The sequence below is a fragment of the Micromonospora sp. NPDC047074 genome, from assembly GCF_040643815.1.
In the GTDB taxonomy this organism is placed as follows: Bacteria; Actinomycetota; Actinomycetes; order Mycobacteriales; family Micromonosporaceae; genus Micromonospora.
Genome location: NZ_JBEYVB010000008.1, coordinates 164672 through 189189 on the forward strand (window position 1 = coordinate 164672; position 24518 = coordinate 189189).

Annotated in this window: 21 protein-coding genes; 6 read left to right on the forward strand and 15 right to left on the reverse strand. The window is 73.8% G+C overall.

Annotated elements, in window-relative coordinates; translation table 11 throughout:
* The first annotated feature begins 48 nt into the window (after positions 1-48).
* The gene (locus ABZ809_RS14710) at positions 49-2322 is read left to right on the forward strand and encodes an excinuclease ABC subunit UvrA (RefSeq protein ID WP_357562975.1); all 2274 of its coding nucleotides are present in this window, start codon (positions 49-51) and stop codon (positions 2320-2322) included.
* A gap of 52 nt (positions 2323-2374) precedes the next feature.
* Here the strand turns inward: ABZ809_RS14710 and ABZ809_RS14715 are convergent, their stop codons facing one another.
* Both ABZ809_RS14715 and ABZ809_RS14720 read right to left on the reverse strand, forming a co-directional pair.
* Positions 2375-2788, reverse strand: coding sequence for a protein-tyrosine phosphatase family protein (locus tag ABZ809_RS14715; protein WP_357562976.1), 414 nt, complete (start codon positions 2786-2788; stop codon positions 2375-2377).
* A 100-nt stretch (positions 2789-2888) separates the two neighbouring features.
* On the reverse strand, positions 2889-3485 hold the full coding sequence (locus ABZ809_RS14720) for an XRE family transcriptional regulator (RefSeq protein ID WP_357562977.1): 597 nt from the start codon (positions 3483-3485) through the stop codon (positions 2889-2891).
* An 80-nt stretch (positions 3486-3565) separates the two neighbouring features.
* Between ABZ809_RS14720 and ABZ809_RS14725 the strand changes: the two genes are divergently transcribed.
* Together ABZ809_RS14725 and gdhA are read left to right on the forward strand one after the other, a co-directional pair.
* Complete coding sequence (locus tag ABZ809_RS14725) at positions 3566-4582, forward strand: NAD(P)/FAD-dependent oxidoreductase (protein ID WP_357562978.1); 1017 nt, start codon at positions 3566-3568, stop codon at positions 4580-4582.
* A 213-nt stretch (positions 4583-4795) separates the two neighbouring features.
* Positions 4796-6133, forward strand: coding sequence for an NADP-specific glutamate dehydrogenase (gdhA, locus tag ABZ809_RS14730; protein WP_357562979.1), 1338 nt, complete (start codon positions 4796-4798; stop codon positions 6131-6133).
* A 279-nt stretch (positions 6134-6412) separates the two neighbouring features.
* Here gdhA and ABZ809_RS14735 read toward each other — a convergent pair whose 3' ends face one another.
* From ABZ809_RS14735 to ABZ809_RS14750, 4 genes are all read right to left on the reverse strand, one after another.
* Positions 6413-7015, reverse strand: a complete 603-nt coding sequence (locus tag ABZ809_RS14735; RefSeq protein ID WP_357562980.1) for a hypothetical protein — start codon at positions 7013-7015, stop codon at positions 6413-6415.
* 649 nt (positions 7016-7664) lie between these two features.
* Positions 7665-8303, reverse strand: coding sequence for a hypothetical protein (locus tag ABZ809_RS14740; protein WP_357562981.1), 639 nt, complete (start codon positions 8301-8303; stop codon positions 7665-7667).
* A 13-nt stretch (positions 8304-8316) separates the two neighbouring features.
* On the reverse strand, positions 8317-10038 hold the full coding sequence (locus ABZ809_RS14745) for a DUF4012 domain-containing protein (RefSeq protein WP_357562982.1): 1722 nt from the start codon (positions 10036-10038) through the stop codon (positions 8317-8319).
* A gap of 177 nt (positions 10039-10215) precedes the next feature.
* Positions 10216-11436, reverse strand: coding sequence for a glycosyltransferase family 4 protein (locus tag ABZ809_RS14750; RefSeq protein WP_357562983.1), 1221 nt, complete (start codon positions 11434-11436; stop codon positions 10216-10218).
* Positions 11437-11598: 162 nt separating this feature from the next.
* Here ABZ809_RS14750 and ABZ809_RS14755 point away from each other — a divergent pair, with 162 nt between their 5' ends.
* Positions 11599-12153: a low molecular weight phosphatase family protein gene (locus ABZ809_RS14755; RefSeq protein WP_357562984.1), complete on the forward strand. Its 555-nt coding sequence runs from the start codon at positions 11599-11601 to the stop codon at positions 12151-12153.
* On the opposite strand, the gene ABZ809_RS14760 is transcribed toward ABZ809_RS14755, so the two are convergent.
* Complete coding sequence (locus ABZ809_RS14760; protein WP_357562985.1) at positions 12134-13594, reverse strand: polysaccharide biosynthesis tyrosine autokinase; 1461 nt, start codon at positions 13592-13594, stop codon at positions 12134-12136. The genes ABZ809_RS14755 and ABZ809_RS14760 overlap by 20 nt on opposite strands.
* 328 nt (positions 13595-13922) lie before the next feature.
* Between ABZ809_RS14760 and nhaA the strand changes: the two genes are divergently transcribed.
* Positions 13923-15245 carry a Na+/H+ antiporter NhaA gene (gene nhaA / locus ABZ809_RS14765; RefSeq protein ID WP_357562986.1) on the forward strand — a complete coding sequence of 441 codons (1323 nt, stop codon included), beginning with the start codon at positions 13923-13925 and terminating at the stop codon, positions 15243-15245.
* 28 nt (positions 15246-15273) lie between these two features.
* On the opposite strand, the gene ABZ809_RS14770 is transcribed toward nhaA, so the two are convergent.
* The 8 genes from ABZ809_RS14770 to ABZ809_RS14805 form a co-directional block, all read right to left on the reverse strand.
* A complete protein-coding gene (locus tag ABZ809_RS14770) occupies positions 15274-15636 on the reverse strand; it encodes a DUF1622 domain-containing protein (protein WP_357562987.1) in 363 nt (120 codons plus the stop codon).
* Positions 15637-15674: 38 nt separating this feature from the next.
* Positions 15675-16262: a TMEM165/GDT1 family protein gene (locus ABZ809_RS14775; protein WP_357562988.1), complete on the reverse strand. Its 588-nt coding sequence runs from the start codon at positions 16260-16262 to the stop codon at positions 15675-15677.
* 258 nt (positions 16263-16520) lie between these two features.
* Positions 16521-17486: an L-histidine N(alpha)-methyltransferase gene (gene egtD / locus ABZ809_RS14780; RefSeq protein ID WP_357562989.1), complete on the reverse strand. Its 966-nt coding sequence runs from the start codon at positions 17484-17486 to the stop codon at positions 16521-16523.
* Positions 17487-17530: 44 nt separating this feature from the next.
* Entirely contained in the window at positions 17531-18277 is a 747-nt protein-coding gene (gene egtC / locus ABZ809_RS14785; protein ID WP_357563046.1) for an ergothioneine biosynthesis protein EgtC, read from the reverse strand.
* Positions 18278-18356: 79 nt separating this feature from the next.
* Positions 18357-19694 (reverse strand): ergothioneine biosynthesis protein EgtB, encoded by a 1338-nt coding sequence (gene egtB, locus ABZ809_RS14790; protein ID WP_357562990.1) that lies wholly within the window; start codon positions 19692-19694, stop codon positions 18357-18359.
* Complete coding sequence (gene egtA / locus ABZ809_RS14795) at positions 19691-20926, reverse strand: ergothioneine biosynthesis glutamate--cysteine ligase EgtA (protein WP_357562992.1); 1236 nt, start codon at positions 20924-20926, stop codon at positions 19691-19693. Before egtA ends, egtB begins: the two co-directional genes overlap by 4 nt.
* A gap of 141 nt (positions 20927-21067) precedes the next feature.
* The gene (locus ABZ809_RS14800) at positions 21068-21787 is read right to left on the reverse strand and encodes a hypothetical protein (RefSeq protein WP_357562993.1); all 720 of its coding nucleotides are present in this window, start codon (positions 21785-21787) and stop codon (positions 21068-21070) included.
* Positions 21788-21803: 16 nt separating this feature from the next.
* Complete coding sequence (locus ABZ809_RS14805; RefSeq protein WP_357562994.1) at positions 21804-22433, reverse strand: RNA polymerase sigma factor; 630 nt, start codon at positions 22431-22433, stop codon at positions 21804-21806.
* A 547-nt stretch (positions 22434-22980) separates the two neighbouring features.
* On the opposite strand from ABZ809_RS14805, the gene ABZ809_RS14810 reads away from it, so the two are divergent.
* Entirely contained in the window at positions 22981-24339 is a 1359-nt protein-coding gene (locus tag ABZ809_RS14810; protein WP_357562995.1) for a protein kinase, read from the forward strand.
* Positions 24340-24518: the final 179 nt, after the last annotated feature.

A 24518-nucleotide genomic window follows, 5' to 3' on the forward strand; every position in this document is an offset into this window, starting at 1 on the left:
AGACGCCATTCGGGCGGGACGCCGCCCACGCTCTCGCGAAGGGTCCTCATGCAACAGCCAGCACGGTCCGCCGCCGACAGTCACGACATGATCGAGGTACGCGGAGCCCGGGAGAACAATCTCGCCGCCGTCTCGGTCGACATTCCCAAGCGCCGGCTGACCGTCTTCACCGGCGTCTCCGGGTCCGGGAAGTCGTCCCTGGTCTTCGGCACGATCGCCGCCGAGTCACAGCGTCTGATCAACGAGACCTACAGCGCCTTCCTCCAGTCGTTCATGCCGAGCCTCAGCCGGCCCGACGTCGACTCCCTGCGTAACGTGAGCGCGGCCATCGTCGTCGACCAGGAGCGGATGGGCGCGAACTCGCGCTCCACGGTCGGCACCGCGACCGACGCGTACGCGATGTTGCGGATCGTCTTCAGCCGCCTCGGCACCCCGCACATCGGTGGGGCCGGCGCGTTCAGCTTCAACCTGGCCGAGGGCATGTGCCCGACCTGCGAGGGGCTCGGCCGGGTCTCCGACCTCGACGTCGACGAACTGGTCGACGTGGAGCGCTCGCTCAACGACGGGGCGATCAAGGTGCCCAACTTCGCCGTCGACTCGTGGTACTGGCAGACGATCGTCGGGTCGGGCCTGTTCGACCCGGACACGAAGCTTCAGGACTACACGCCCGAGCAGTGGCACGACTTCCTCCACAAGCCGGCCACGAAGATCAAGATGGGTGGCAACAACTGGACGTACGAGGGGCTGGCCGTCAAGGTACGCCGGCTCATCCTGGCCAAGGACCGCGAGTCGATGCAGCCGCACATCCGCGCGTTCGTCGATCGGGCGGTCACCTTCGCGACCTGTGCCGAGTGCGGCGGCGCCCGGCTCAACCAGGCGGCCCTGTCCGCCCGGATCGCCGGGCGCAACATCGCCGAGTGCGCGGCGATGCAGATCAGCGACCTGGCCGCGTTCGTCCGTGCGATCGACGACGTCTCCGTGGCACCGCTGGTCGAGAACCTGCGTGACCTGCTCGACTCGCTTGTCGAGATCGGCCTGGGCTACCTCAGCCTGGACCGCGAGTCCGCCACCCTCTCCGGCGGCGAGGCGCAGCGGGTCAAGATGGTCCGCCACCTCGGCTCCAGCCTCTCCGACGTCACGTACGTCTTCGACGAGCCGACCGTGGGTCTGCACCCGCACGACATCGCGCGGATGAACGACCTGCTGCTGCGGCTGCGCGACAAGGGCAACACGGTGCTGGTCGTCGAGCACAAGCCCGAGACGATCGCGATCGCCGACCACGTGGTCGACCTCGGGCCCGGGGCGGGCACGTCCGGCGGCCGGGTCTGCTTCACCGGGGACGTCGCGGGGCTACGCCGCTCCGACACCCTCACCGGCCGCCACCTCGACCACCGGGTACGCCTGCGCGAGGACGTCCGGCGGCCCACCGGCCACCTTCCGATCCGCAACGCCGACCTGCACAACCTGCGGGACGTCAGCGTCGACATCCCGCTCGGGGTGCTGACGGTGGTGACCGGGGTGGCCGGTTCCGGCAAGAGCTCGCTGATCCACGGCTCGCTGCGCCGCCGCGACGGCGTGGTGGTCGTCGACCAGTCCCCGATCCGGGGCTCCCGGCGCAGCAACCCGGCCACCTACACCGGCCTGCTGGACCCAATCCGCACCGCCTTCGCGAAGGCCAACGGCGTCAAGGCGGCGCTGTTCAGCGCCAACTCCGAGGGCGCCTGCCAGAACTGCAAGGGCCTCGGCCTGGTCTACACCGACCTGGCGATGATGGCCGGCGTCGCCTCGGTCTGTGAACGGTGCGAGGGGCGGCGGTTCACCGACGAGGTGCTCACCTACCGGCTGCGCGGCAGGAACATCAGCGAGGTGCTCGCGATGTCGGCCATCCAGGCCCGGGACTTCTTCCCCGGCGGCGCCACCCGGGCCATCCTCGACCGGCTGGTCGACGTCGGGCTCGGCTACCTGACGCTCGGCCAGCCGCTCAACACGCTCTCGGGAGGCGAGCGGCAGCGGTTGAAGCTGGCCATCCGGATGGCCGACAGCGGGAGCACGTACGTGCTGGACGAGCCGACCACGGGGCTGCACCTGGCCGACGTCGACCAACTGCTCGCCCTGCTGGACCGGCTGGTCGACGCCGGCAACACGGTCGTCGTCATCGAGCACCACCAGGCGGTCATGGCGCACGCCGACTGGTTGATCGATCTCGGGCCGGGGGCGGGGCACGACGGCGGCCGGGTCGTCTTCACCGGTACCCCCGCCGAGCTGGTCGCCCACGGCGACACGCTGACCGCCCGCCACCTGCGCGAGTACGTGGACCGCTGAACCACCGGCCGCCGGCCCCACGCACGGGTGGGGCCGGCGGCCCGGCGACATGTCAGTTGAGGCGGCGCAGCCAGCGGCGCTGCCAGGGAGTCTCCACGGCCTTCGGCCGGTAGGCGGCGCGCACCCAGTCCACCGCCTGCCCTGCCGGCAGCCCGTCCAGGATCGCCAGCGCCGCCAGCGCGGTGCCCGTGCGCCCGGTGCCGCCCCGGCAGGCCACCTCCACCCGCTCGCCGTCGTGGGCGCGGCGCAGGGCCTCGGTCAGCGCGTCGACCGCGTCCGCCCGGTCGACCGGGATCCAGAAGTCGGGCCACCGGATCCGCCGGTGCTGCCAGTCGGGCGTCGGGCCGGTCGCCAGGAGCAGGGCGAAGTCGGCGGGCGACGCCGCGTCGGCGATCCGCCGGCCCCGCACCGTCGCCCCACTCGGCAGTACGACGACGCCCTGCTGCTCACCCCACAGCCGTTCCACCCCGCCATCCTCCCCGCCCGGCCGCTCCCCCGCTGCCCCCGGCGTCGACCGCGAGGCCGCCGGCGGTGTCGATCTCCGCTGGCACCGCCGGGTCCCGCGGTCAGCCGGGTGGTCGCGGGTTTCTGGGGCGGGCTCGCAGGTGCGCGCGTTCGCCCTGCCTGCCGAACAGGCTGAGGAACTCGACCGGCTCGGCCCCGGCCGCCCCGAACCAGTGCGGTACGCGGGTGTCGAACTCGGCCGCCTCGCCCGGCACGAGCACCATGTCCTGGTCGCCGAGGACGAGGCGGAGTCGCCCGTTGAGGACGTAGAGCCACTCGTACCCCTCGTGGGTCTGCGGATCGGGCTCCGCCCGACGGCCGCCGCCCGGGATCACGAGCTTGTACGCCTGGATGCCGCCGGGCCGGCGGGTCAGCGGCAGCATGGTCATGCCGTGGCGGGTGACCGGGCGCAGGTGGATGCGCGGGTCGCCGGTGGGCGGGGCGTCGACGAGTTCGTCGAGCGTGACGCCGTGGGCCCTGGCCAGCGGGAGCAGCAGTTCGAGGGTCGGTCGGCGGCTCCCCGACTCCAGCCGGGACAGGGTGCTCACCGAGATGCCGGTCGCCGCCGACAGGTCGGCCAGCGTGGTCTCCCGCTGCCGCCGTAGCGCGCGCAGCCGGGGCCCGACCGCGCCGAGTGCCTGGTCGAAGCCGTTCTCCATGCCGCCAGTTTGCCATGCCGGCAACAAGCTTTGCCACTCTGGCCGACCGGCGCGCATGGTGGTCGCGGGAGGTGGTCACGATGACCGACGAACTGGGTGCCGACTACGAGGTGCTGGTGATCGGCGGGGGCGCCGCGGGACTGAGCGGGGCGCTGACGCTGGCCCGGGCGCGGCGTTCGGTGGCGGTGCTCGACGCGGGTGCCCCGCGCAACGCCCCGGCCGAAGGGGTGCACGGGCTGCTGGCCCTGGACGGGATCCGACCGGCCGAGCTGCTGGAGCGGGGCCGGGCGGAGGTCCGTGGCCACGGCGGTCACGTGGTGACCGGCGAGGTCGACGCGGTGACCCGCGACGGCGCCGGGTTCGCGGTGACGCTGACCGACGGCCGCGGCGTCCGTGCCCGCCGGCTGCTGGTGGCCACCGGGCTGGTCGACGAGTTGCCCGAGGTCCCGGGGTTGCGAGCCCGGTGGGGCCGGGACGTGATCCACTGCCCGTACTGCCACGGGTGGGAGGTGCGCGACCGGGCGATCGGCGTGCTGGCGAGCGGGCCGCTGTCGGTGCACCAGGCGCTGCTGTTCCGCCAGTGGAGCCCCGACGTCACGTTCTTCTCGCACCGGCTGCCGCCGACCGCCGAGCAGGCGGAGCAACTGGCGGCCCGGGGCATCCGCGTGGTGGCCGGTGAGGTCGCGTCCCTGGAGGTCGTCGACGACCGGCTCGGCGGCGTACGGCTGAGCGACGGCAGGCTGGTCGGCCGCGAGGCGCTGGCCGTCTCGTCGCGGATGGTGGCCCGCGCCGGGTTCCTGGCGTCGCTGGGGCTGCGGCCGGCGGAACACCCGGCGGGCGTCGGTGAGCACGTCCCCGCCGACGCGACCGGCCGCACCGAGGTGCCCGGCGTGTGGGTCGCCGGCAACGTCACCGATCCGGCCGCCCAGGTCGGTGCCGCCGCCGCGGCGGGCACCGTCGCGGCGGCGCAGATCAATGCCGACCTGGTCGCCGAGGAGACCCGCCGGGCGGTCGCCGCCCGGCGGGAGCCCTTCTCCGCCGCGTCGGAGGCGCTCCTGTCCGACCTGGTGCTGGGCGACCGCCGGCACGGCCGGTGAGTCGGGGCCCGGCGGCGCTCAGCCGGGCGACGGGCCCACCCGGGGCGCGGGTCTTGCCGGCACAGGCGTCGAGCGTGGTGCGGGCGTCCAGTCCGAGGCTCTCGACGACCAGTGAACCGGAAGGGGGTCCGCCCCGTATCCCGGGACGGTTGGTGGGTACCCGGGGTGGCGGGCAACGGGGGTCACGACCGCTGAGCGAAGGGACGTGTGGGCATGCCGGAGGCCATGGAGACGGTGTTCGCCAGCGTGATCGCCCGCAATCCGGGCGAGCCGGAGTTCCACCAGGCGGTACGCGAGGTGCTGGAGAGCATCGGCCCGGCGCTGGCCCGGCACCCGGAGTACGCCGAAGCCCAGGTGATCGAGCGGATCTGTGAGCCGGAACGGCAGGTCATCTTCCGGGTGCCGTGGGAGGACGACCACGGCCGGATCCAGGTCAACCGGGGTTTCCGGGTGGAGTTCAACAGCGCCCTCGGTCCGTTCAAGGGCGGGCTGCGCTTCCACCCGTCGGTATACCTGGGGATCGTGAAGTTCCTCGGCTTCGAGCAGATCTTCAAGAACGCGCTGACCGGGCTGCCGATCGGCGGCGGCAAGGGCGGCGCCGACTTCGACCCGAAGGGACGCTCGGAGCGGGAGGTGATGCGGTTCTGCCAGAGCTTCATGACCGAGCTGTACCGGCACATCGGCTCCCAGACCGACGTGCCGGCCGGGGACATCGGCGTGGGCGGCCGGGAGATCGGCTACCTGTTCGGCCAGTACAAGCGGATCACCAACCGGTACGAGTCGGGGGTGCTCACCGGCAAGGGCCTGGCGTACGGAGGCGCGCAGGTGCGCCGCGAGGCGACCGGCTACGGGGCGGTCTTCTTCGCTGAGGAGATGCTCCGGCGGGCCGGGGACAGCCTCGACGGCAAGCGGGTGGTGGTCTCCGGCTCCGGCAACGTGGCGATCTACGCGATCGAGAAGGTGCACCAGTTCGGCGGGCGGGTGGTCGCCTGCTCCGACTCGGCGGGCTACGTCCTGGACGAGCGGGGCATCGACCTGGAGCTGCTGCGGGAGCTGAAGGAACAGCGCCGGGCCCGGCTCGACGACTACGCCCGGCGCGTGCCGCACGCCGTGGCGGTCCCCGGTCGTACCGTCTGGGAGGTGCCCTGCGAGCTGGCGCTGCCGTGCGCCACCCAGAACGAGATCGGCGGGGCGGAGGCCGCGGCTCTCGTGACCGGTGGCTGCGTCGCGGTGGTGGAGGGCGCGAACATGCCGACCACGCCGGAAGCGGTGCGCATCCTCGGCCGGGCCGGGGTGCGCTTCGCGCCGGGCAAGGCGGCCAACGCCGGCGGCGTCGCGGTGAGCGCACTGGAGATGCAGCAGAACGCCAGCCGGGCCTCCTGGACGTTCGCCGAGTCGGAGCAGCGGCTGCACACGATCATGCGGAACATCCACGACCGCTGCTGGGCCACCGCCGAGGAGTACGGGCTGCCCGGCGACTACATGGCCGGGGCGAACATCGACGGGTTCTGCCGGGTGGCGGAGGCGATGCTGGCACAGGGCCTGATCTGAAACCGACAGGTCGGCCGGCCGCTCTCGCACTCCCTCCGAAACGCGCCACCGCCGTTGGCGACAGCCGTGCTCGCCGTTCCTCGCGCCGAGATCTTGGACAGTTGTCGTTGGGTGTGAGCGGTAACTGTCCAAGATTTGGTGGCGGGGATGCCGGCGGCCGGCGCCCCTGTGGGGTGCCGGCCGTGGGGTGGTGGTGTGTCGTGGTGGATGTGCCGCTGGCCGGCACCGATGTGCTCGGTGCCGGCCGGCGGTCCCCCTTGTGGTGGAAAGTCTTCAGGGTCAGCTGTTCCAGTGCTCGGTGACGAGGTCGGCGGCCTGCTGCTCCCACTGGGCGTAGTGGTCGGGGTACGCCGACACCTGCACCGTCTGCGCGGCCACGGTCAGCGGCATGTCCTGCCAGCCGTCGACCTGCTTCAGACCCTTCAGGAACGCCGTCGTCGAGTACTCCGGGTCGGTGATCTGCTCGACCGTGCCCCACCCACTCGACGGACGCTGCTGGAACAGGCCCTGCGAGTCGTGGTCGTTGCGGTCACCCAGGTGACCCAGGTTCTCCAACTTCGACTCCTGCAACGCGGTCGCGATGGAGACCACGGCGGCCCGCTCGTCCATACCAGCCTTCTTCGTCGCCGCGATGATCGCCTTGGTGTTGGCGACCTGCTCGTCGGTCAGGTCGATGCGGGACTGGGCGCCCTGCACACCGTGCGGGATCAGCTTGCCCTTGTCCACGCCGGCCGGCTTGTCGGCCTGCGCCATCGCGACGGCCGTGACGGGCGTCGTGTCGACAGCCGTCGGGGTGCTGTCGGTCATCGGGCCGGCGGCCACACCACCGGCGAACGCGAGACCGGCGATACCGAGAACGCTGTTACGGATGAACGTGTTCATGGGGGACGCTCCATTCGGGGGTTGGCACCCACACACCGAAAGGGGGTCGGCTCTGTGCGGGTGCAAGCACCGTCCGGCGCTCGGATGAACAAAGTTCAAGAACGGCCGCGTGGGGCGAAGGGGGGTGCCCTGCACGTCGGCCGGGACCATGTGTAACGACCGGCGACCCGCCATCATTCCGGGGCCCGGGCCAGCCACCCGAAGGGGCGGGGCGTGCCCTTGCTCGGTCGTACGCATGGTGTAACGACCCCGGGGCGGCCACGATTCCGCCCCCACGATGCCCCCGGTCACACCCCGAAACCCGACACCCACCCCACCGACACCCACCGCCCACCAGACCAACGACCGACACACCGGACAGCCCTCCACAAGACCGGCCCCTGCCCCAAGGGGTGCACGAGCGACCACACGAAACCTTGGTCGGAAACCGCCCCGACCCTCCCCTCCCCTCCCGCCGTCGATCTTGCACTTCTCGCCCCTGAATAAGCGGCAATTAGTGCAATCTGGGGGCAGAAAGTGCAAGATCGCGAGGATGGAGGGGGCGCGGGGAGGGCCGGGGCGTGTACGCGGGCTGGCGCCCGTCGGACGTGTCCGACGGGCGCCAGCCGTTCTGCGGTGCCGGGCTAGGCCCGGGGGGAGGTCCGACAGGTCAGCGGGCGGTTCCCGCGCCGAAGCGGTGGCGCTTGCGCCACACCAGCGACACCAGCAGGAGCACCGCGCCGGCGCCGACGAGACCGCCGCCGAACTTCATCGGGGTGCTCAGGCTGCTACCCGTGACGGGCAGCGGCGTCTCGTGCTTCTTGAGCACGACGCACGTCGCGGTCGCCACCCTCCTCGACGTCTCGCCCTCGGCCCGGTAGGTGTACGTACCGTGGTGGCGCGGCGTGTAGGTGGTACGGAACTTGCCCTCGCTGTCGGCCGTGACCTCCAGGTAGCGGGGGTTCGGCTGGGGTGCCTGGTGGAATGAGACCGGCACCATCGCGATCGTGTCCCCGTTGCTGCGGCGGGCCCGGTCCGCGCCCGGAACGCCAGCGGCCAGGGGCGACGTGCTGACGGTGATCTCGACCGTCTCGCCCGGCATCCAGCCGCTGCCGATCAGCGCGGTCGTCTGCCCGACCACGACGGTCGACGGGTTGACCGCGAGTGTGGCGGGGCCAGGCGGGTAGGGCGGCGGTTGGGTTTCGCTAGGCGACGGTTGTGGCTGCGGCTGCGCAGCCCCCGCGGCGGTTGGCATGGCCGCCACGGCCAGACCGACCGCGAGCGCCATGATGATGCGGGATAGCCGCATGATTGGTTCCCTCCTACTGGTCACAGCTTGGTGCGGAAACAACTTGGGTGGTCCATGGGTGGGCGGTGGGGGTCAGCCACAGTTCGGCCGAGCCAACGCCGGTCTTCGCGGTCAGCACGGCGACCTCCAGGGTGCGGGACTCTCCCGGGGCGACCTCGACATTCGCCGTGGTCACCTGGCGGCGCCGCTCGGCGCCGCTGCCCACCGCCGTCTCGACGTTGTCGAGGCGGGTGGTGAGCACGGCCCCGCCGGTCGGGCTGTGCACCGACACCAACGTGCGGGCGGTGTACGGGTCGCCAGCCAGACCGAGGCCGAGCACCGACTTGCTGAGACCCGACTTCGGTGCCGACGAGCGCAGGGTGACCCGGAGTCGGAGCTCCCGACGCCCGTCGGGCCGGCACCCACCGACCGTGAGGGTCGCCGTCTGCCGGAGGTAGTAGCCGAGCTTCGCGCCGCTGCCGTCGTTGAGGAACACGCCGACCGTCGGCACGGTGTCCTTCTCCGGAAGCACGCCGGCCACCCGGCTGTCGCCGATGATCCGCTGCTCTTCCGATCGGGCACTCCAGAACAATATCCGTCGTTCGGTGACAGCACGGTCAAATGCGGACAATAACCCCTTTGTGTCGAGTTCCTTCGTGACCAGCGCGTCGAACACCGCGGCGGCCGAGGCGGCGAAGAAGGCGTCCTGCTTATCGTTGTCCATCCGCTGGTAGCTGTCGCTGAGCACCGTCTGGACGACCTTCTCGGCGGCCAGCGGGACCCCGCCGGGAACCATCACCGGGCCCGTGGCCTTGAGCAGGTACGACAACACCACCGGATCGACCGCCAGCACCCCGTCGACCGTGGTGCCCGTACGCCGCCGGAACATCTCCCGGTAGAGGGCGGCGGCGGTCGGGAAGTGCGGGGTGAGGTTGACGTCGGCCGGATAGATGCCGGGCAGGTCGGCCCAGAGGCGGCGCACCTCCGTGGGCACCTTCAGCGGCGGCTGGAACAGGCCCAACGCGCTGCTGGTGCCCTGTTGCCCCATCCGGACCCGCCCGCCGTCGGCGCGGATGACGGCGTACGCGCCGATCATGCCGCCGGTCGCCCGCAGCTCGGCGGGGTTCTGCGACACCACGAGGTAGGTGCGGGGGCCGTCGGCGCCCAGCAGCGGCGGGAGCAGCCGGCTGGCCTGGTCCGCGGCGGCGGTCAGGCCGGCGAGCCGGTCGATCTCACCGCGCAGGTCGGCGAGCGCCTGCCGGACCTGGCCGACCAGGCCGGCACCGGGCACCGCCGCGAGGCCGTCCCGGGCGCCCTGCACCGTGGCGTTGATCCGAGCCAGCTCGGCCGAGAGCGTCCGCAGCCGGCCCACGTCCAGCCGCCCGCCCGCGGGCACCAGGCTGGTCAGGTCGGCACGCAGCAGCAGCGGGAAGGCGTTGCGGGCCAGGTCGTCGACCGCGACCGAGATCTGCCGGACGGCCGCCAGGTTGTCCCCGGCGAACGGGGCGCGCCGGCCGACCCACCAGCCGGGATCGCCGGTGGCCGCCCGGGCGCTGCCGGCCTGCTCCTGCAACGCCGCGAGGGTGCGCTGCGCCCTGGCGGTGTCGCCGCCGACCACCTGGGCGCTGAGCTCCCGGGCCAGGCCGGCGGCGTTGAGCAGGTGGGCCCGCGCCTGCCAGCCCCGGAAGCCCACCCAGCCGCCGGTCAGCAGCAGCAGCGAGCCCACCACGAGGGTGGCGAGCAGAGCCCGGCGCACCTGCCGCCGCCGGCGGGATCGAACCCGCCGCCGACGAGACCTCGCGCTCTCCGTCACACCACACGCCCTTCCTGAAAAACGGACAGCGGAGCCGAAACCTCACTGTCCCCGAACCGCTAACGATCGTTTTGGCCGAAAGATGACGGCGTCGCCCCGTACGCGACGGTCACTCGCGCCTCACCGGCCGACGCCACGCCCCGCCGCTTCGTGCAGCAGCCGTTCGATGCGGTCCACGCCCGCCGGCATCGACATCTCCCGCAGGTACGCCTCCCGGCCGCGCCGACCCATCTCGGCCCGGGCGGGCGGCGGGATGGTGGCGGCCAGCCAGAACCGGTCGGCCAGGCTCGCCCAGTCCTCCGGCGGGCAGGAGAGCCCCGCCCTGGCCCGTTCCACCAGGTCGGCGGTGTCGCCGCCGGCGGAGGCCACCACCGGTGCGGCGCAGGAGAACGCGGCCTGGAGCTTCGCCGGCAGGGTGCTGCGCAGCTCGGGCAGGTTCCGCAGCATGACGAGCTGGTAGTCGGCGGCGGCGTACAGGTCCGGCATGTCCAGCGGAGACCGCCGCTGGACGAAGCGCACGTTCTCGGCACGCAACTCGGCGGCGAGCCCCCGCACCCGCCGCTCGTCCGCGCCCGAGCCCACCAGGACGAGGTCCATCGTGTGGTCCAGCGCCGCCGCCGCCCGCACCGCGGTCTCCAGGCCCTGCCGGGCGCCGATGGTCCCGGCGTGCATCACCACGCAACGGTCGTCGCGCCGGACCAGTCGGCGGGCCGCCGGGCTGGGCCGGGCGGGATGGAATATCCGCTCGTCGGTCCAGTTGAGCACCACCCGCACCCGGGCCGGGTCGGCGCCGGCGGCGACGACCCGGTCGCGTAGCGACGGCGCGGCGACCGCGATCCCGGCGGCGGCCCGACACGTACGCGCCATCGCGGCGGCGATCCGCCCGGCCCACCGCCCGTTCTCGGCCCCGACCGGCTCGTCCTCCGTCCAGACGTCCTGCACGTGCACGACGGTCGGCACCCGGCCCAGCAGCCGCAGCAGGCCCACCGCGGCGAAGGCGTTGGCCGGCGGCAGGTGGACGTAGAGGGCGTCGACGTCGGCCAGGAACGACCGGCCGGTCAGCGTCGCGCTGCCGGCGAACGACAGGTAGCCCGCCATCCGGCCGCCGATCGACCCGTCACCCGAGCAGTAGCGCGGGACCCGCCGGACGGTCAGCCGCTCGCTGCGGGTCTCGTGTCGCCAGCGCTGCCGCCAGCCCGGGTAGACGTGGCCGCCGGGGTAGTCGGGAAAACCGGTCAGCACCTTCACCTCGTGCCCCCGCACGGCGAGTTCCTCGGCGAGGCTGCCCGGGATGAACGCCGGCTCGGGCGGGAAGTGGTACGCCAGGATCCCGATCCTCACCGGCCTGCCCCCGTCCAGGTGCGACGGCTCGGCGCGGCACCGTACCGGCGACCGGCCGACCCCGCGTACGATGCCGGCATCCCCTCCACGTCCGGCCACCACCGGAGGCCGGACACCGTCGCGGCGCGATCACCCGCGACCGCACCGACGAGAGGGGTCCGCATGGTCGACCGGGTGTTGTTCGTCTGCCACGCCAACCTGTGCCGCTCACCGATGGCCGAATACATCGCCCGCCGCCTGCTGGCCGGGCAACCGGTGTCCCTCGGCAGCGCGGGCACCGACGCCGTCGAGGGCCTGCCGATGCACCCGTACGCGGCAGAGCTGGCGGCGGAGACCGGCGGGGTGCCCGCCGGGTTCCGCAGCCGCGCGCTACGCCCGGAGTACCTGGTCGGGGCGACACTGGTCCTGGCGGCGACGCGCCGGCAGCGGTCGGTGTGCACCGCGCTGGCGCCCGCCGCGCTGCACCGGACGTTCACCATCCGCCAGTTCGGCCGGCTCGCGGCGGCGGCCGACCCGACGACGGATCCGGCCGACGGCCCCCTGCGGGCCGCGGTCGAGGCGGCCGCCCGCGCCCGGGGGCGGCTGCAACCCGCCGCCGGAGACGCGGACGACCTGCGGGATCCGATCGGGGGGACCGCCGCCGACTTCCGACGCTGCGCGGAGGAGATCGAACGCTCGATGCGACCCCTCGCGGCGCTCATCGGGACAGCCGGGTGAGTTCCTGCGTGCGGTCGCCGACCACGCCGTCGATCCGCTCGGCGTGCCGGGCGGCCGAGGCGTGCTCGGCCGGCGCGTCCAGGGTCCCGGCGGCGGCGACCACCCGGTAGGCCTCGTACTGGTACGCCTCCGCCTTGGCGACCTTGGCCATGTTGAGCACGCAGCCGAGCAGCCGGACGGAGACCGAGTGCAGGGCGCGGGAGGCCTGGGCCACCTGGGCCCGGGAGGTCCGCCCCTGCTGGGAGACCAGCAGCGCGCCGTCGGCCTGCACGGCCACCACCACGCCGTCGGTCACCGCCAGCAGCGGGGCGGTGTCGATGATGACGATGTCGGCCGACTCCCGCAGGGCGAGCAGCAGGTCCGCCATCGCCTTGGAGCCGAGCAGTTCGCTGGGGTTGGGCGGCGCCGAGCCGCTCGGCAACACCAGCAGGGACTTGTCGCCCCAGCGCTGCACCACGTCACCCACCTGGACGTCGCCGACCAGCACGTCGGTCAGCCCGATGCCGGCGTCCAGGCCCAGGTAGTCGTCGACCTTCGGGCGGCGCAGGTCGGCGTCCACCAGCAGCACCCGCCAGCCGGCCTCGGCCAGGGCGATCGCCAGGTTGCAGGAGAGCGTGGTCTTGCCCTCGCCCTGTAGCGCGCTGGTGACGGCGATGACCCGGGCGGGCTCGTGCACGTCGACGAAGCGCAGGTTGGTACGGAGCTTGCGGACCGCCTCGGCCCGGGCGGAGTTCGCCGCCTCGCCGACGATCAGGGGCGCCGACTTCGCCGTGCTCTCGAAGGGGATCTCGCCGAGCAACGGACTGCCGGTGGTGCGCTGGAGGCCGGCGGCGTCGCGCAGGCGGACGTCGGCCACCCCGCGCAGAAGCGCCAGGCCCACGCCGGCGAGCAGTCCCAGCAGCGTCCCGACCGCGACGTTGCGGACCGGCTGCGGTGAGACGGGGGTGGGGCTGACCCGGGGCCCGCTGACCACCTCGATCTTGATCGGGCCGGCCTTGCCGTCCTGGGTCGTCTCCACCTTCTGCACCAGCTCCACGAACTTCGCGGAGAGCAGTTCGCTGACCTTCAACGCGCGGTTCTGGTCGGTGTCGGTGACCGACGCGCGCAGCAGCACCGTGCCGGTCTCGGTGGAGGTGCTGACCTTGCCCTGCACCTCCTCGGCGGTGAGCCCGACCGGGTTCTCGGCGACCACGCTCTGCGCCAGGCGGTCGCTGGTCAACAGCTCGGCGTACGACTTCACGCGCTGCTGGAGGAAGAGGCCGCCCTGGTAGGCGTCCGTGACGCCCTGGCTGGGCGTGGTGACGAAGAAGGTCACCGACGCGACGTACCGGGGCTGGGCCCGGACGGTGAGGAGGGCGGTGACGCCGAGCGCGACCATGACGGTGAGAAGCACGATCCACCAGTGCCGACGCACGAGGCGGAGTTGGCGGTACAGGTCCATCAGGCGCGCCTCCGTACCAGGCCGGTAACGCCAAAGAACTTCACGAAAACCCCCAAGGTCGACGTAAATCTCGTGAAACCATTAAAGCGACTCATGCGACTTATGTCCCGAGTTATACACTTTCCCCCTTGACATATGCATCCGACCCACCATCGAACAAACGGCGGTACGCCGTCGGGGGTGGCGGGGGAAAGTGACCCGAGTGGTGTGCCCGCCCGCAGCGGTCCCCGACTCGCCGGACGGCGCGGTCCTGGATAGGGTCGGAGTCGGTGTGCCGGGAAGCCTGGTCGGCGTCGACCTGTGCTGCCCAGACCCCGAGGTGGACCCGATGACCCGCCGCGCCCCGCGCACCGACCGCCCCCGCCCGGCCCGCCGGCTCTTCTCGCGTACGTCCTGGCCGGAGGCCCGGTTCCTGGCCGACGTGCTGCGGACCGAGACCGTCGGCGGCGCTCTGCTGCTGTTCGGCGCGGTGATCGCGCTGGTCTGGGCGAACTCCCCGTGGGAACCCTCCTACGCGGCCCTCGGCGCGTGGGTGCCGTGGCCCGGCGCCGCCGCCCTGCACCTCGACCTGAGCCTGGCCGCCTGGGCCGCCGACGGCCTGCTGGCGGTCTTCTTCTTCGTGGTCGGCCTGGAACTCAAGCGGGAGTTCGTCGCGGGCGAGCTGCGCGACCCGCGCCGGGCGGTCCTGCCGGTGGTCGCGGCGGTCGGCGGCATGGCGGCACCGGCCCTGATCTACGTCGCGGTCAACCTCGCCGCTGGCGGCGAAGGGCTGCGGGGGTGGGCCATTCCCACCGCGACCGACATCGCCTTCGCCCTGGCCGTGCTGGCCGTCATCGGCTCCCACCTGCCGCAGGGCCTGCGGGCCTTCCTGCTCACCCTCGCGGTGGTCGACGACCTGCTCGCCATCACCGTCATCGCGATCTTCTACACCGAGCACCTCAGCCCGCTGCCGCTGCTCGCCTCCCTGGCCCCGATCGCGCTGTTCGGCCTGCTCGTGCAGCGGCGCCGGACCTGGTGGTGGGCGCTGATCCCGCTCGCGGTCACCGCGTGGGCCCTCATGCACGCCTCCGGGGTGCACGCCACCGTGGCGGGCGTCCTGCTGGGCTTCACCGTGCCCGTCCTGCGCGGCAAGCACGACGGCGCGCCCGGGCTCGCCGAGCACCTGGAGCACCGCTGGCGCCCGGTGTCGGCCGGGATCGCCGTGCCGATCTTCGCGTTCTTCGCGGCCGGGGTGTCGCTGCGGGGCGCCGACCTGGGCGCGGTCGTCACCGACCCGATCGTGGTCGGCGTCGTCGCCGGCCTGGTGCTCGGCAAGGCTATCGGGATCTTCGGCTCGACGTTCCTGCTGGCCCGGTTCACCCGGGCCCGGCTCGACGAGGACATCACCTGGACGGACCTGCTCGGGGTGGCACTGCTCGCCGGGGTCGGGTTCACCGTCTCCCTGCTGATCGGCGAACTCGCGTTCGGCCCCGGCAGTGCCGCCGACGACAACGTCAAGGCGGCCGTGCTGACGGGCTCGCTGACCTCGGCGCTGCTCGCCACGGTCGTGCTGGTCCGGCGCAACGCCGCCCACCGGCGGATCGCCGAGGCGGAGCGGGTCGACGCCGATCAGGACGGCGTGCCCGACGTCTACCAGCGCGGAAACGACTGATCCGGCGGCGGCCGGCGCCGCCGGACCGTCACGGTGCCGGCTCCGCCTCCCGGACCTGCCGCTGCTCCTGGCGGATCTCCCGGCCGAGGAAGTGGTTCAGGGCGGTCCGGATGGCGGCGACGGCCGCCAGTTGGCCGATCTGGTCGAAGGTCGGCGAGCCGGCGGTACGCAGGATGTGCGCCGCGAGCTGGAACTCCAGGCCCAGGGTGGGGAACCGCCCCAGGGAGAGCCGGATCGGGGTGAACACGGCGGCGCTGCGGTGCCGCAGCCCTTCGACCACGAACCGCAGCGCCGCCCACGCCGCCCCGACGAAGATGACCACCGCCCCGGCGATCTCCACCGCGGTGACCAGCGCCTGGTAGTCGTGGTGCAGGATCCCCTCGACGCCCACCCGCTGGCACTGCCCCGCCGGCCCGCCGGTGGTCGACGTCAGGTGAGCTGCGTGACGGCCTCCAGGATCAGCCAGAGCCCGCAGATCGCGAACAGCGCGGCGGCACCGTACTTGATGGTCTTCTCCGGCAGCTTCCGGCCGAGCATCCGCCCGACCAGGATGGCCAGCGCGTCCGCCGCGACCATGCCGATCGTCGAGCCGAGCCAGGTGCCGAACCAGCCGTACTGGGTGGCGAGGGTGATGGTGGCGAGCATCGTCTTGTCGCCCAGCTCGGCCAGGAAGAACGCGATCGACACCGCGACGATGGCCGACTTGCTGTTCTTCTCGGCCTTGCGCTTCTCCTCCTCGGTGAGGGTGTCCCCGCGCAGCGTCCACGCGCCGAAACCGAGGAACGCCAGGCCGGCGACGAGCGAGATCCACTCCGTCGGGAGCGCGGCGCCGAGGCCGTAGCCGATCGCCACCGATGCCAGGTGCACCACCGCCGTGGCCACGGTGATCCCGATCAGGACCGGCACGGTCCGGAACCGGGTGGCGAAGGTCAGGGCCATCAGCTGGGACTTGTCCCCCAGCTCGGCGACGAAGATGACGCCGAAGCTGACGACCAGCGCGACGAGGAAACCTTCCATGACATCCTTCCGGATCAAGCCGGGAGGAGGTACGGGGCGCCCTCGACCCGGCTGCGACAGCCTGGGTCGAAGGTCTCGCCCGCCTCGGCACACCGAGGCCGCGTGGCCGGATGCGGAACGCACCAGTGTGTCGACCACGACATTGGGGGCTACTCCCCTTCGCGCCGTCAGCCTAACCGATCACCGACGGGCCGGGCGTCGTGGGTGAAGATGCTCACCCCGGGCCACGCGCCTGTTCACCGGCGCGGGCCGCCGTGGTCACTCGGCGCGGGCCAGGGTGACGCCGAAGAGATTGTCCGGGTCGGTCCAGAAGTCGTGGGCGGCGAAGCGGGCCGCGCCCAGCTCGGCGGCGATCCCCGCCGGGCGGAACTTCGCCGACACCTCCGTCCGCAGCTCCTCCCCCTCGGCGAAGCTGACCGCCAGGTCGAGCACCCGGACCCGCATCGGTCGCCGCGCCCGCAGCCGCATCTCGATCCACTCGTGCTCGGCGTCCCAGAGCGCGACGTGGGCGAACCCCGCCGGGTCGAAGTCGGCGCCCAACTCGCGGTTGACCACCCGCAGCACGTTGCGGTTGAACTCCGCCGTGACCCCGGCCGCGTCGTCGTACGCCGGCACCACGACCGCCGGATCCTTGACCAGGTCGGTGCCGAGCAGCAGCCAGTCCCCCGGCTCCAGGGCGGCCCGCATCGCGGCGAGGAACCGTGCCCGCTCGGCCGGCAGGAGGTTGCCGATGGTGCCGCCGAGAAAGAGCACCAGCCGGCGCCCACCGGCCGGCAGGCGGTCCAGGTGGCGGGTGAAGTCCCCCACGATGCCGCGTACCCGCAGCCCCGGGTAGTCCTCGGCGATCTCGGCGGTGGACTGGCACAGCGCGCTGACCGACACGTCCAGCGGCACGAACGTGCCCAGGCCGCCCCGGCGGGTGAACGCGTCCAGCAGCAGCCGGGTCTTCTCCGACGAGCCCGACCCCAGCTCGATAAGCGTCTTCGCGTTGGTCAGCTCGGCGATCACGGCTGCCCGCTCCGCCAGCACCGCCCGCTCGGCCCGGGTCGGGTAGTACTCCGGAAGCCGGGTGATCTCCTCGAACAGCTCGCTGCCGCGGGCGTCGTAGAACCACTTGGGGGGCAGCCACTTCGGCTCGGCGGTCAGCCCGGTGCGGACGTCCTCCCGCAGGCTGCGCCCCAGGTCCCGCTCCTCAAGGTAGATCTCCAGCGGCTCCGCGCTCATGTCTTTCCCTTCGTCGTCGGCGGTAACGCCCTGTCGGCCGGCGGTCAGCACTCGGCGAGGGCACGAACGCGCACCCCCGTCGCGGTGGCCTCCACCAGTCGCCCGTCCGGCACCGCCTGCCAGCCGGGCTCGTCGTCGTGCGGCTCGGACGCCAGCAGGACCGAGGCGGGCGTCGCGCGGATCGACAGCGCGTGCCCGGCCACGCTCGCCACCACCGTGCGCCCATCGGTGAGCAGCAGGTTGAGCCGGGATCCGGGGGCGGCGGCGGCCACCGCCGTGACGGTCTCGGCGACCGCGCGGGCCGGTTTCACCCCGGCCCGCAGCCGGTGCCGGACCAGTGCCCACAGCAGCGCCGAATCAGTGGACGCGTCGAGGGTGAGCAGGTCGCGTACCGGCAGGGTGCCGGCGATCGGGACCAGCGAGTCCGGCCAGCCCCGCACCACACCGTTGTGGCTGAACAGCCACCGCCCCTCGGCGAACGGGGCGGCGGCCCCGTCGAGCACCGCCATGCCCACCGTGGCGGAGCGGACGGCGGCCAGCACCGCGCCGGCCGAGGTGACCGCCGCCAACTGCGCGATGGTCGGGTCGCTCCAGATCGGCTGGGACCGGCGGTAACGGACCGGCTCGCCGTCGCCCGGGTACCAGCCGACACCGAAGCCGTCGGCGTTGATCGTCCCGCCGCCGCGCATGTCGCGAGGGGCCCAGGACTGCCGCACGAGGGAGTACGGCGGGTCGAACAGCAACTCCCGCAGCGGGACCGGGGGCCCCAGGTACGCCAGGTGGCGGCACATCAGCCGGCCCCGCCCGACCCGGCGGATCGGCCCGGACACGGGAGGACAACGCCCGGCCGGCCGGGTGGCGGCTGCGCCCTCACGGCTGCGCCTCCTCCGGGCGGGCGTCCCGGGCGCAGCGGAAGCCGCTGAAGATCTGCCGCCGGATCGGGAGGTCCCAGTTGCGGAAGGTGCCCCGGCAGGCCGCCCGGTCGGTGCCGAAGGACCCGCCCCGCAGCACCTGGTAGTCGTCGCCGAAGAAGACCTCCGAGTATTCCCGGTAGGGGAACGCGGTGAAGCCGGGGTGGCCCCGGAAGGTGGTGGAGGTCCACTCCCACACGTCGCCGACGAGCTGGTGCACGCCCAGGGGCGAGGCGCCCGCCGGATAGGCACCCACCGGGGCGGGCCACAGGTGCCGCTGGCCCAGGTTGGCGTGCTCGACGGTGGGGTCGTCGTCGCCCCACGGGTAGCGGCGGGAGCGGCCGGTGGCCGGGTCCCAACGGGCGGCCTTCTCCCACTCCGCCTCGGTCGGCAGCCGCTTGCCGGCCCAGGTGGCGTACGCCTGGGCCTCGTGGTGGCAGACGTGCACCACCGGCTCGTCGTCGCGCACCGGCGCCCACCGCCCGAACCGCTGGTAGGCCCAGCCGTCGCCGTCGCGCCGCCAGTGCATCGGCGCGGACAGCTCCGCCTCCCGCCGGTGCCGCCACCCGGCCGGGCTCCACCAGCGCGGGTCGTCGTATCCGCCGTCGGCGATGAACTCGCGGAAGCGCCCGTTGGTCACCGGCGCGGCGTCGATGACGTACGCCGGCAGCCGCACCCGGTGCGCGGGGCGCTCGTTGTCCAGCGCCCACGGGTCGGTGTCGGTGCCCATCGTGAACTCGCCGGCCGGCACCAGCACCTCGCCGCCGACCCGGGCGCGGGGCTCCGGCGGCGGCGGGGCGTGCAGCACCGGCGGGCCGGCGCGGAGCTGGTGGGTGGCGAGCATCGTCTCGTCGTGCTGCTGCTCGTGCTGCACGATCATGCCGAAGGCGAAGCCGTCGGCGACCAGCGGCCGGTCGGTGAACGCGACCCGGTCCAGCAGGTCGAACACCTTGTCCCGGACGGTGAGCAGGTAGGCGCGGGCCTCCTCCGGGGGCAGCAGCGGCAGCGCCGGACGGTCCGCGCGGGGCTGCTTGAACGCGTCGTAGAGGTCGTCGATGTCCCGCCGGACGGGCTCGCGCCCGCCCACGTCCCGGACCAGCCAGAGTTCCTCCTGGTTGCCGACGTGGGCGAGGTCCCAGACCAGCGGGGACATCAGCGGCGAGTGCTGCCGCGTCAGGTCGGTCTCGTCGACCGCCTCGGTCAGCAGGGCCGTACGGGCCCGGGTGCGCGCCAACTCCGCCGCGATCCGGCCACGCAGCTCCTCCGTGCCCGCCCGCCGGGTGGTCGCTCCGGTCACCGGTGCCTCCTCCCCACGGCGGCCCGACGCCGCCGTACGCCTCGGTCGATGTCGTCGTGCAGGGCCGCCGGCAGGTCGAGCCGGGGCAGGGCCGTGAGGGCCAGGTCGAACAGGTCCGCCGCGGCGGCGGCCAGCGCCGGATCGCGCAGGCCGTCCCGGGCCGCGGCGTGCCAGCGGTGTGCCACCGACCCGGCGACGGCGCGGGCCGCGCCCACCGTGCCGGAGTCGGCGAACAGGGCGGCCAGCACCGCGAGCGGGACCGCCCACCCCCGCCCCGGCTGGGTGTCGAGCCACCGCAACTCCAGGTAGCCCCGAGGTCGCACGGGCGGGAAGAGGGTGCTCACGTGGTAGTCGAGGTCGTCGGTGGTGGGCGGTCGCGGCAGCGCCCCGTCGATCCAGTCGGCGAAGGTGACCCCCGGTGGCGGGGTCCAGTCAGGGCCGTCGTCGCGCAGGCAGAGCAACGGCGCGGCCAGGACGTACTCGGTCCAGGCGGCGACCGGGTCGACGTCAGCCCCCTCCGGCGTCCACACCGGACGGGTGCGGGTCGGGTCGATGCCGTACCAGGCGGCCATCCGCGCGGACGCCCAGCCGGTGGCCCGGCCGGCGTGCCGGTCGGCCGTGGCGAACGCGGCCAGCAGCGGTGGCCCGACGGCGTGCACCGTCGCCCAGCGGGCCGACAGCTGCTCCGGCTCCCCGGCGTCGAGACAGACCTGGAGGCCGGCGGTGCTGTACATCATCGTCCGGCCGGCCGGGCCGCGGCGGTCGAAGACCTTTCGCATGGCCTGGTAGCGCGGGCTTTCCAGCACCGCGCGGGGTGGCCGGTGCGGGTCGATGCCGCTGCTCCCGAGGACCAGCCCCGCGGCGCGGAGCAGGCCGCTCAGCGCGGCGACGTCGCCGTCGGTGGCGTGGATGAGAGCGGCGATCGAGGCACTTGGCGCGGTGGAGATCTCCAGCTGCCCACCGGGCTCCACCGTCACGGTGCCACCGTGTGGGAGCGGCGCGGCGGGGCTCGCGCGGTCGAGGGTGACGGGGCTGTGTCGCCCCAGGGCCGCCCGGAGCCGCTCACAGTCGATCGGGCGGGTGGGGTCGGCGATGTCGTGCACGGTCCATTCGAGTTCGACGCCGGTGTGGGTCGGTGGGCCGGTCTTGAAACAGATGCGAGCGAGGTGCCCCTCGGCTGCGGCGGACTCCCTCAGGACGGTGGTGCGGTCCAGCTCCGGCGACATCACCACAGGACGGGCTCCCTTCCCCCGGCCGACTTCCGCTCCGTGCCACCGTAGCGCCACCCACCGTCATCGGCAGGGCGCTGGCGGCCCCGCCCACTCCTGTCTAGCAGAGAATTTCTCGCGGGCCGGCCGGAACGGGCAGGGGACTCAGTCGGTCGCTGCCGGCTTCTTCGGCGCCGGCTCGGGAGCCAGTTCCCGGCAGTACTGCGTGACCCGCTCCGCACCGCCCGCCGCGGTCACCAGTGCGGCGAACCCGGGAGCGTCCAGTGCCCTCTCCCGCTGGCCCGGCGGCTTGGCCAGGTAGGCCCGGCAGAGCCCGGGCAGGTGCTCGGTCCGCGGCTTCGGGGTACCCGGCACCTCCCCGGCGGTGGCACCGCGGGTGGCAGCGGCCGAGGTGGCGACGGCGGAGGGGTCCCGCGGGATCCCGGTAGGGCGGTCATCCGCGTCGTCGGTCGTCCCGCCCCGATCCGTGGCCGTGGTGGCCGGCACCGGGGTGGCCGGGCGCGGCGGCGGAGCCGGGTCGGCGGGACGGTCCAGGGCGACGGCCGCGAAGGCGGCCCCCGCGATCGTGGTGACGGCGATCCCGGTGCCCCAGGCCACCGCGCCGGCGGTGAACCGGCTGCGGTGCGGCGACCGGGCGGGAGCGGCGGCGGGCCCGTCCACCCGGGCCGCCCGGAAGGCCGCCGCGGCGGCCTCCTCGCCGGCCAGTTCGCCGGGACGGGCGGGGGCGGCGGCGGCGGAGAGCAGCCTGGCGAGCGGCTCCGGGTCGCCGGTGCCCGCCGTCCGGGGCCAGCCGGCGCGGGCCGTGTCCAGGAGCCGTTCGGACGCGGCACGGTCAGCGGGCCGCTCGGGCCGCCGGAAACTCATCCTGAATCCCCTCACGTCAACCGTCCGCCGGTTTGGCGTGCTGCGCCTGCCGACGGGCGGGGCGCGGGCGGGGCGGGGCGGCGACCTCGGCGACGTCCGGCAACCGGGTCAGGTCGAAGCGCTCCAGCTGGGCGGCGAGCCGGCGCAGCCCCCGGTGGGCGGCGGTGCGCACCGCACCGGGCCGGCGGCCCAGCACCCGCCCGGCGGTCTCGGCGTCCAGCCCGACGACCGCGCGGAGCAGGACGGCCTCGGCCTCGCGGGGCGGCAGGGTGGCGATCAGCGCGAGCGCCGCCTCGGTGCCGATCGTCTCGCCGGCCCGCTCGGCGGTGTCGAGGTCACCGGCCAGTTCGGCGAGCGCCTGCACCGGCACCGGCAGGGAGGGGCGGCGGCGCTGCCGGCGCAGGTGGTCCATCGCCCGGTTGCGGGCGATGGTGACGGTCCAGGCCCGGAACTCCCCGCCGGTGAACCTGGGCAGGTCACGGGAGATCTGCAGCCAGGTCTCCGAGGCGACGTCCTCGGCGTCCGCGCCGACCAGGACGGTCAGGTACCGCAGCAGGCCGGGTTGGATGCTGCGGTAGAGGAACCGGAAGGCCTCCTCGTCGCCGGCCTGCGCGGCCGCGACGGCCTCGTTCAGCTCACCCGCCATGAGGTCGCCGTCTCCGTGCCGCGGACACGCGCGGGCGGCGCACGCCGCGACGGGCGCACGCGAGATGAGCACGGCCCGGCAACCGGACCCGATCACGCACCCTCAGCCCCCCGCTGACCCGATCACGCCCGGCGACCGCGCCGGCCCGGACGGTACGTCTGACCCCCGCCGCGACGGCACGGCCGGCGGCACGGGCGCCGCAGCCACACGCGGGGCGGCCCCGAGTCGGGGTAACGCTAGGAGCGCCGGGCCCACCGGGCAAGTCAGCATGGTCGGCAGAATAGTGAGAATTATCTAGCCGATCAGGTGGCGGGGAACCGTAACGGCGCGGGGCGCCGGGACGCTGCACGCGCCCGACGGCTGCGGACGAGGAAACATCCGCCCAGCGTGCGGCGGCGCCGGGCGACCGCCGTCACGCGTCACCCACCGACGGTCACCGCTTTTTCGCGCGTACGCCCGGGCGTGGCGCCCCCGCCGGCCGGCGGACGCGGCCCGGGGGGCCACCTCGCGGCGCGCCGATGCCGGCCGCTCTGGGTACGGTGGTGCTGTGTTGTCATCGGAGGTCGTACTCAGCGGTCGCTACCGCCTGGACGAGCGCGTCGCCACGGGCGGCATGGGCGACGTCTGGCGCGGCAAGGACCTCGTCCTCGGCCGTCAGGTCGCGGTCAAGGTCCTGTTGCCGGCTCTGGTCTCCGACCCCGACTTCATCGCCCGCTTCCGTGCCGAGGCCAGGATCATGGCCGCCCTGCGCCACCCCGGGATCGTGCAGGTCTTCGACTGCGGCGAGGACGACCTGCCCGACGGCGGCCGGGCCGACTACCTGGTCATGGAGTTCGTGACCGGCCAGCCGCTGTCCAAGCGGATCGAGGCCGCCGGCCGTCTCGACGTGGCCACGACCATGGCGATCGTGGCGCAGGTCGCGCAGGCGCTGCACGCCGCGCACCTCGGCGGGATCGTGCACCGCGACGTCAAGCCGAGCAACCTGCTGGTGCAGGAGGACGGCAGCGTCGTGCTGGTGGACTTCGGCGTGGCCAGGTCGACGGACGTCACGAGCATCACCAGCACCAACGCGGTGCCGGGCACCGCGTTGTACATGGCACCGGAACAGGCCTCCGGCCGGCCGGTGTCCGGGGCCACCGACATCTACGCCCTCGGCGCCGTGACCTACTGCTGCCTCAGCGGCAGCCCGCCGTTCACCGGCGACAACCCGCTCCAGGTCGCCGTCCGCCATCTCGACGACGAGCCGCCGGAGCTGCCGCACGACGTTCCGGAGGCGGTCCGCGCCCTGGTCTCCCGTGCCCTGGCCAAGGATCCGGCCGACCGGTTCAGCAGCGGGGCGGCGATGGCCGAGGCCGCCCGCGCCGCCGTGTCCGACCCGTCCGCGCCGACCGCCCTGGTGCCCGCCGCCGGGGCCACGGTGCCGAGGAGCGGCGGCCCGGGCACCCGCACCGACGTCCCGGTCGTCGCGGCCGGCGCCCGGCGGAGGCGGCACGGCACCCTGGCCGGCGCCGTCGCCGCGGTGGTGGTGGCGCTCGCGGGGCTCGCCGTGGCGCTCAATGCGGTCGGCGAGACCGACGCGCCGGCGGTCGAGGTCCCGTCGCAGACCGCTCCGGCCGCCGAGCCGACCGGCGGCGTCGACACACCGACGGAGGCCGAGAGCCCCGTCGGCCCTGACCGTCCGCTCCGGCCCGCCGGGTCCACCTCCAGCCCCTCGCCGTCGGCCACCGTGTCACCGTCCCCCCAGCCGACCCGGTCGGCGGAGCCGGAGCCGCCCGGCCCCACCGCCAGCCCGGAGCCGCCCGCCAGTCCGCCCCCCACCGGCGCACCGACCCAGAGCACCGCGCCGACGGAGCCGACCGAGACGCAGAACCCCCCGGTGGATCCGGACAATCCGCCGGTGGTCTGACCCGCCGACGCCGGTCCCGGTAGGCGGGCCACGGGTCCGGTCCTGCGGGGCTCGCGGCCACGACCACTGTCACCCTCGGTCGCCCCCCCTGACGCTTCGGCAATCCCACCAGCCCCGATATCCCCAAACCGGACTTACGGGCACAGAGATCGCTCTAGGCTCCAAGCAGGTTGTTTCCG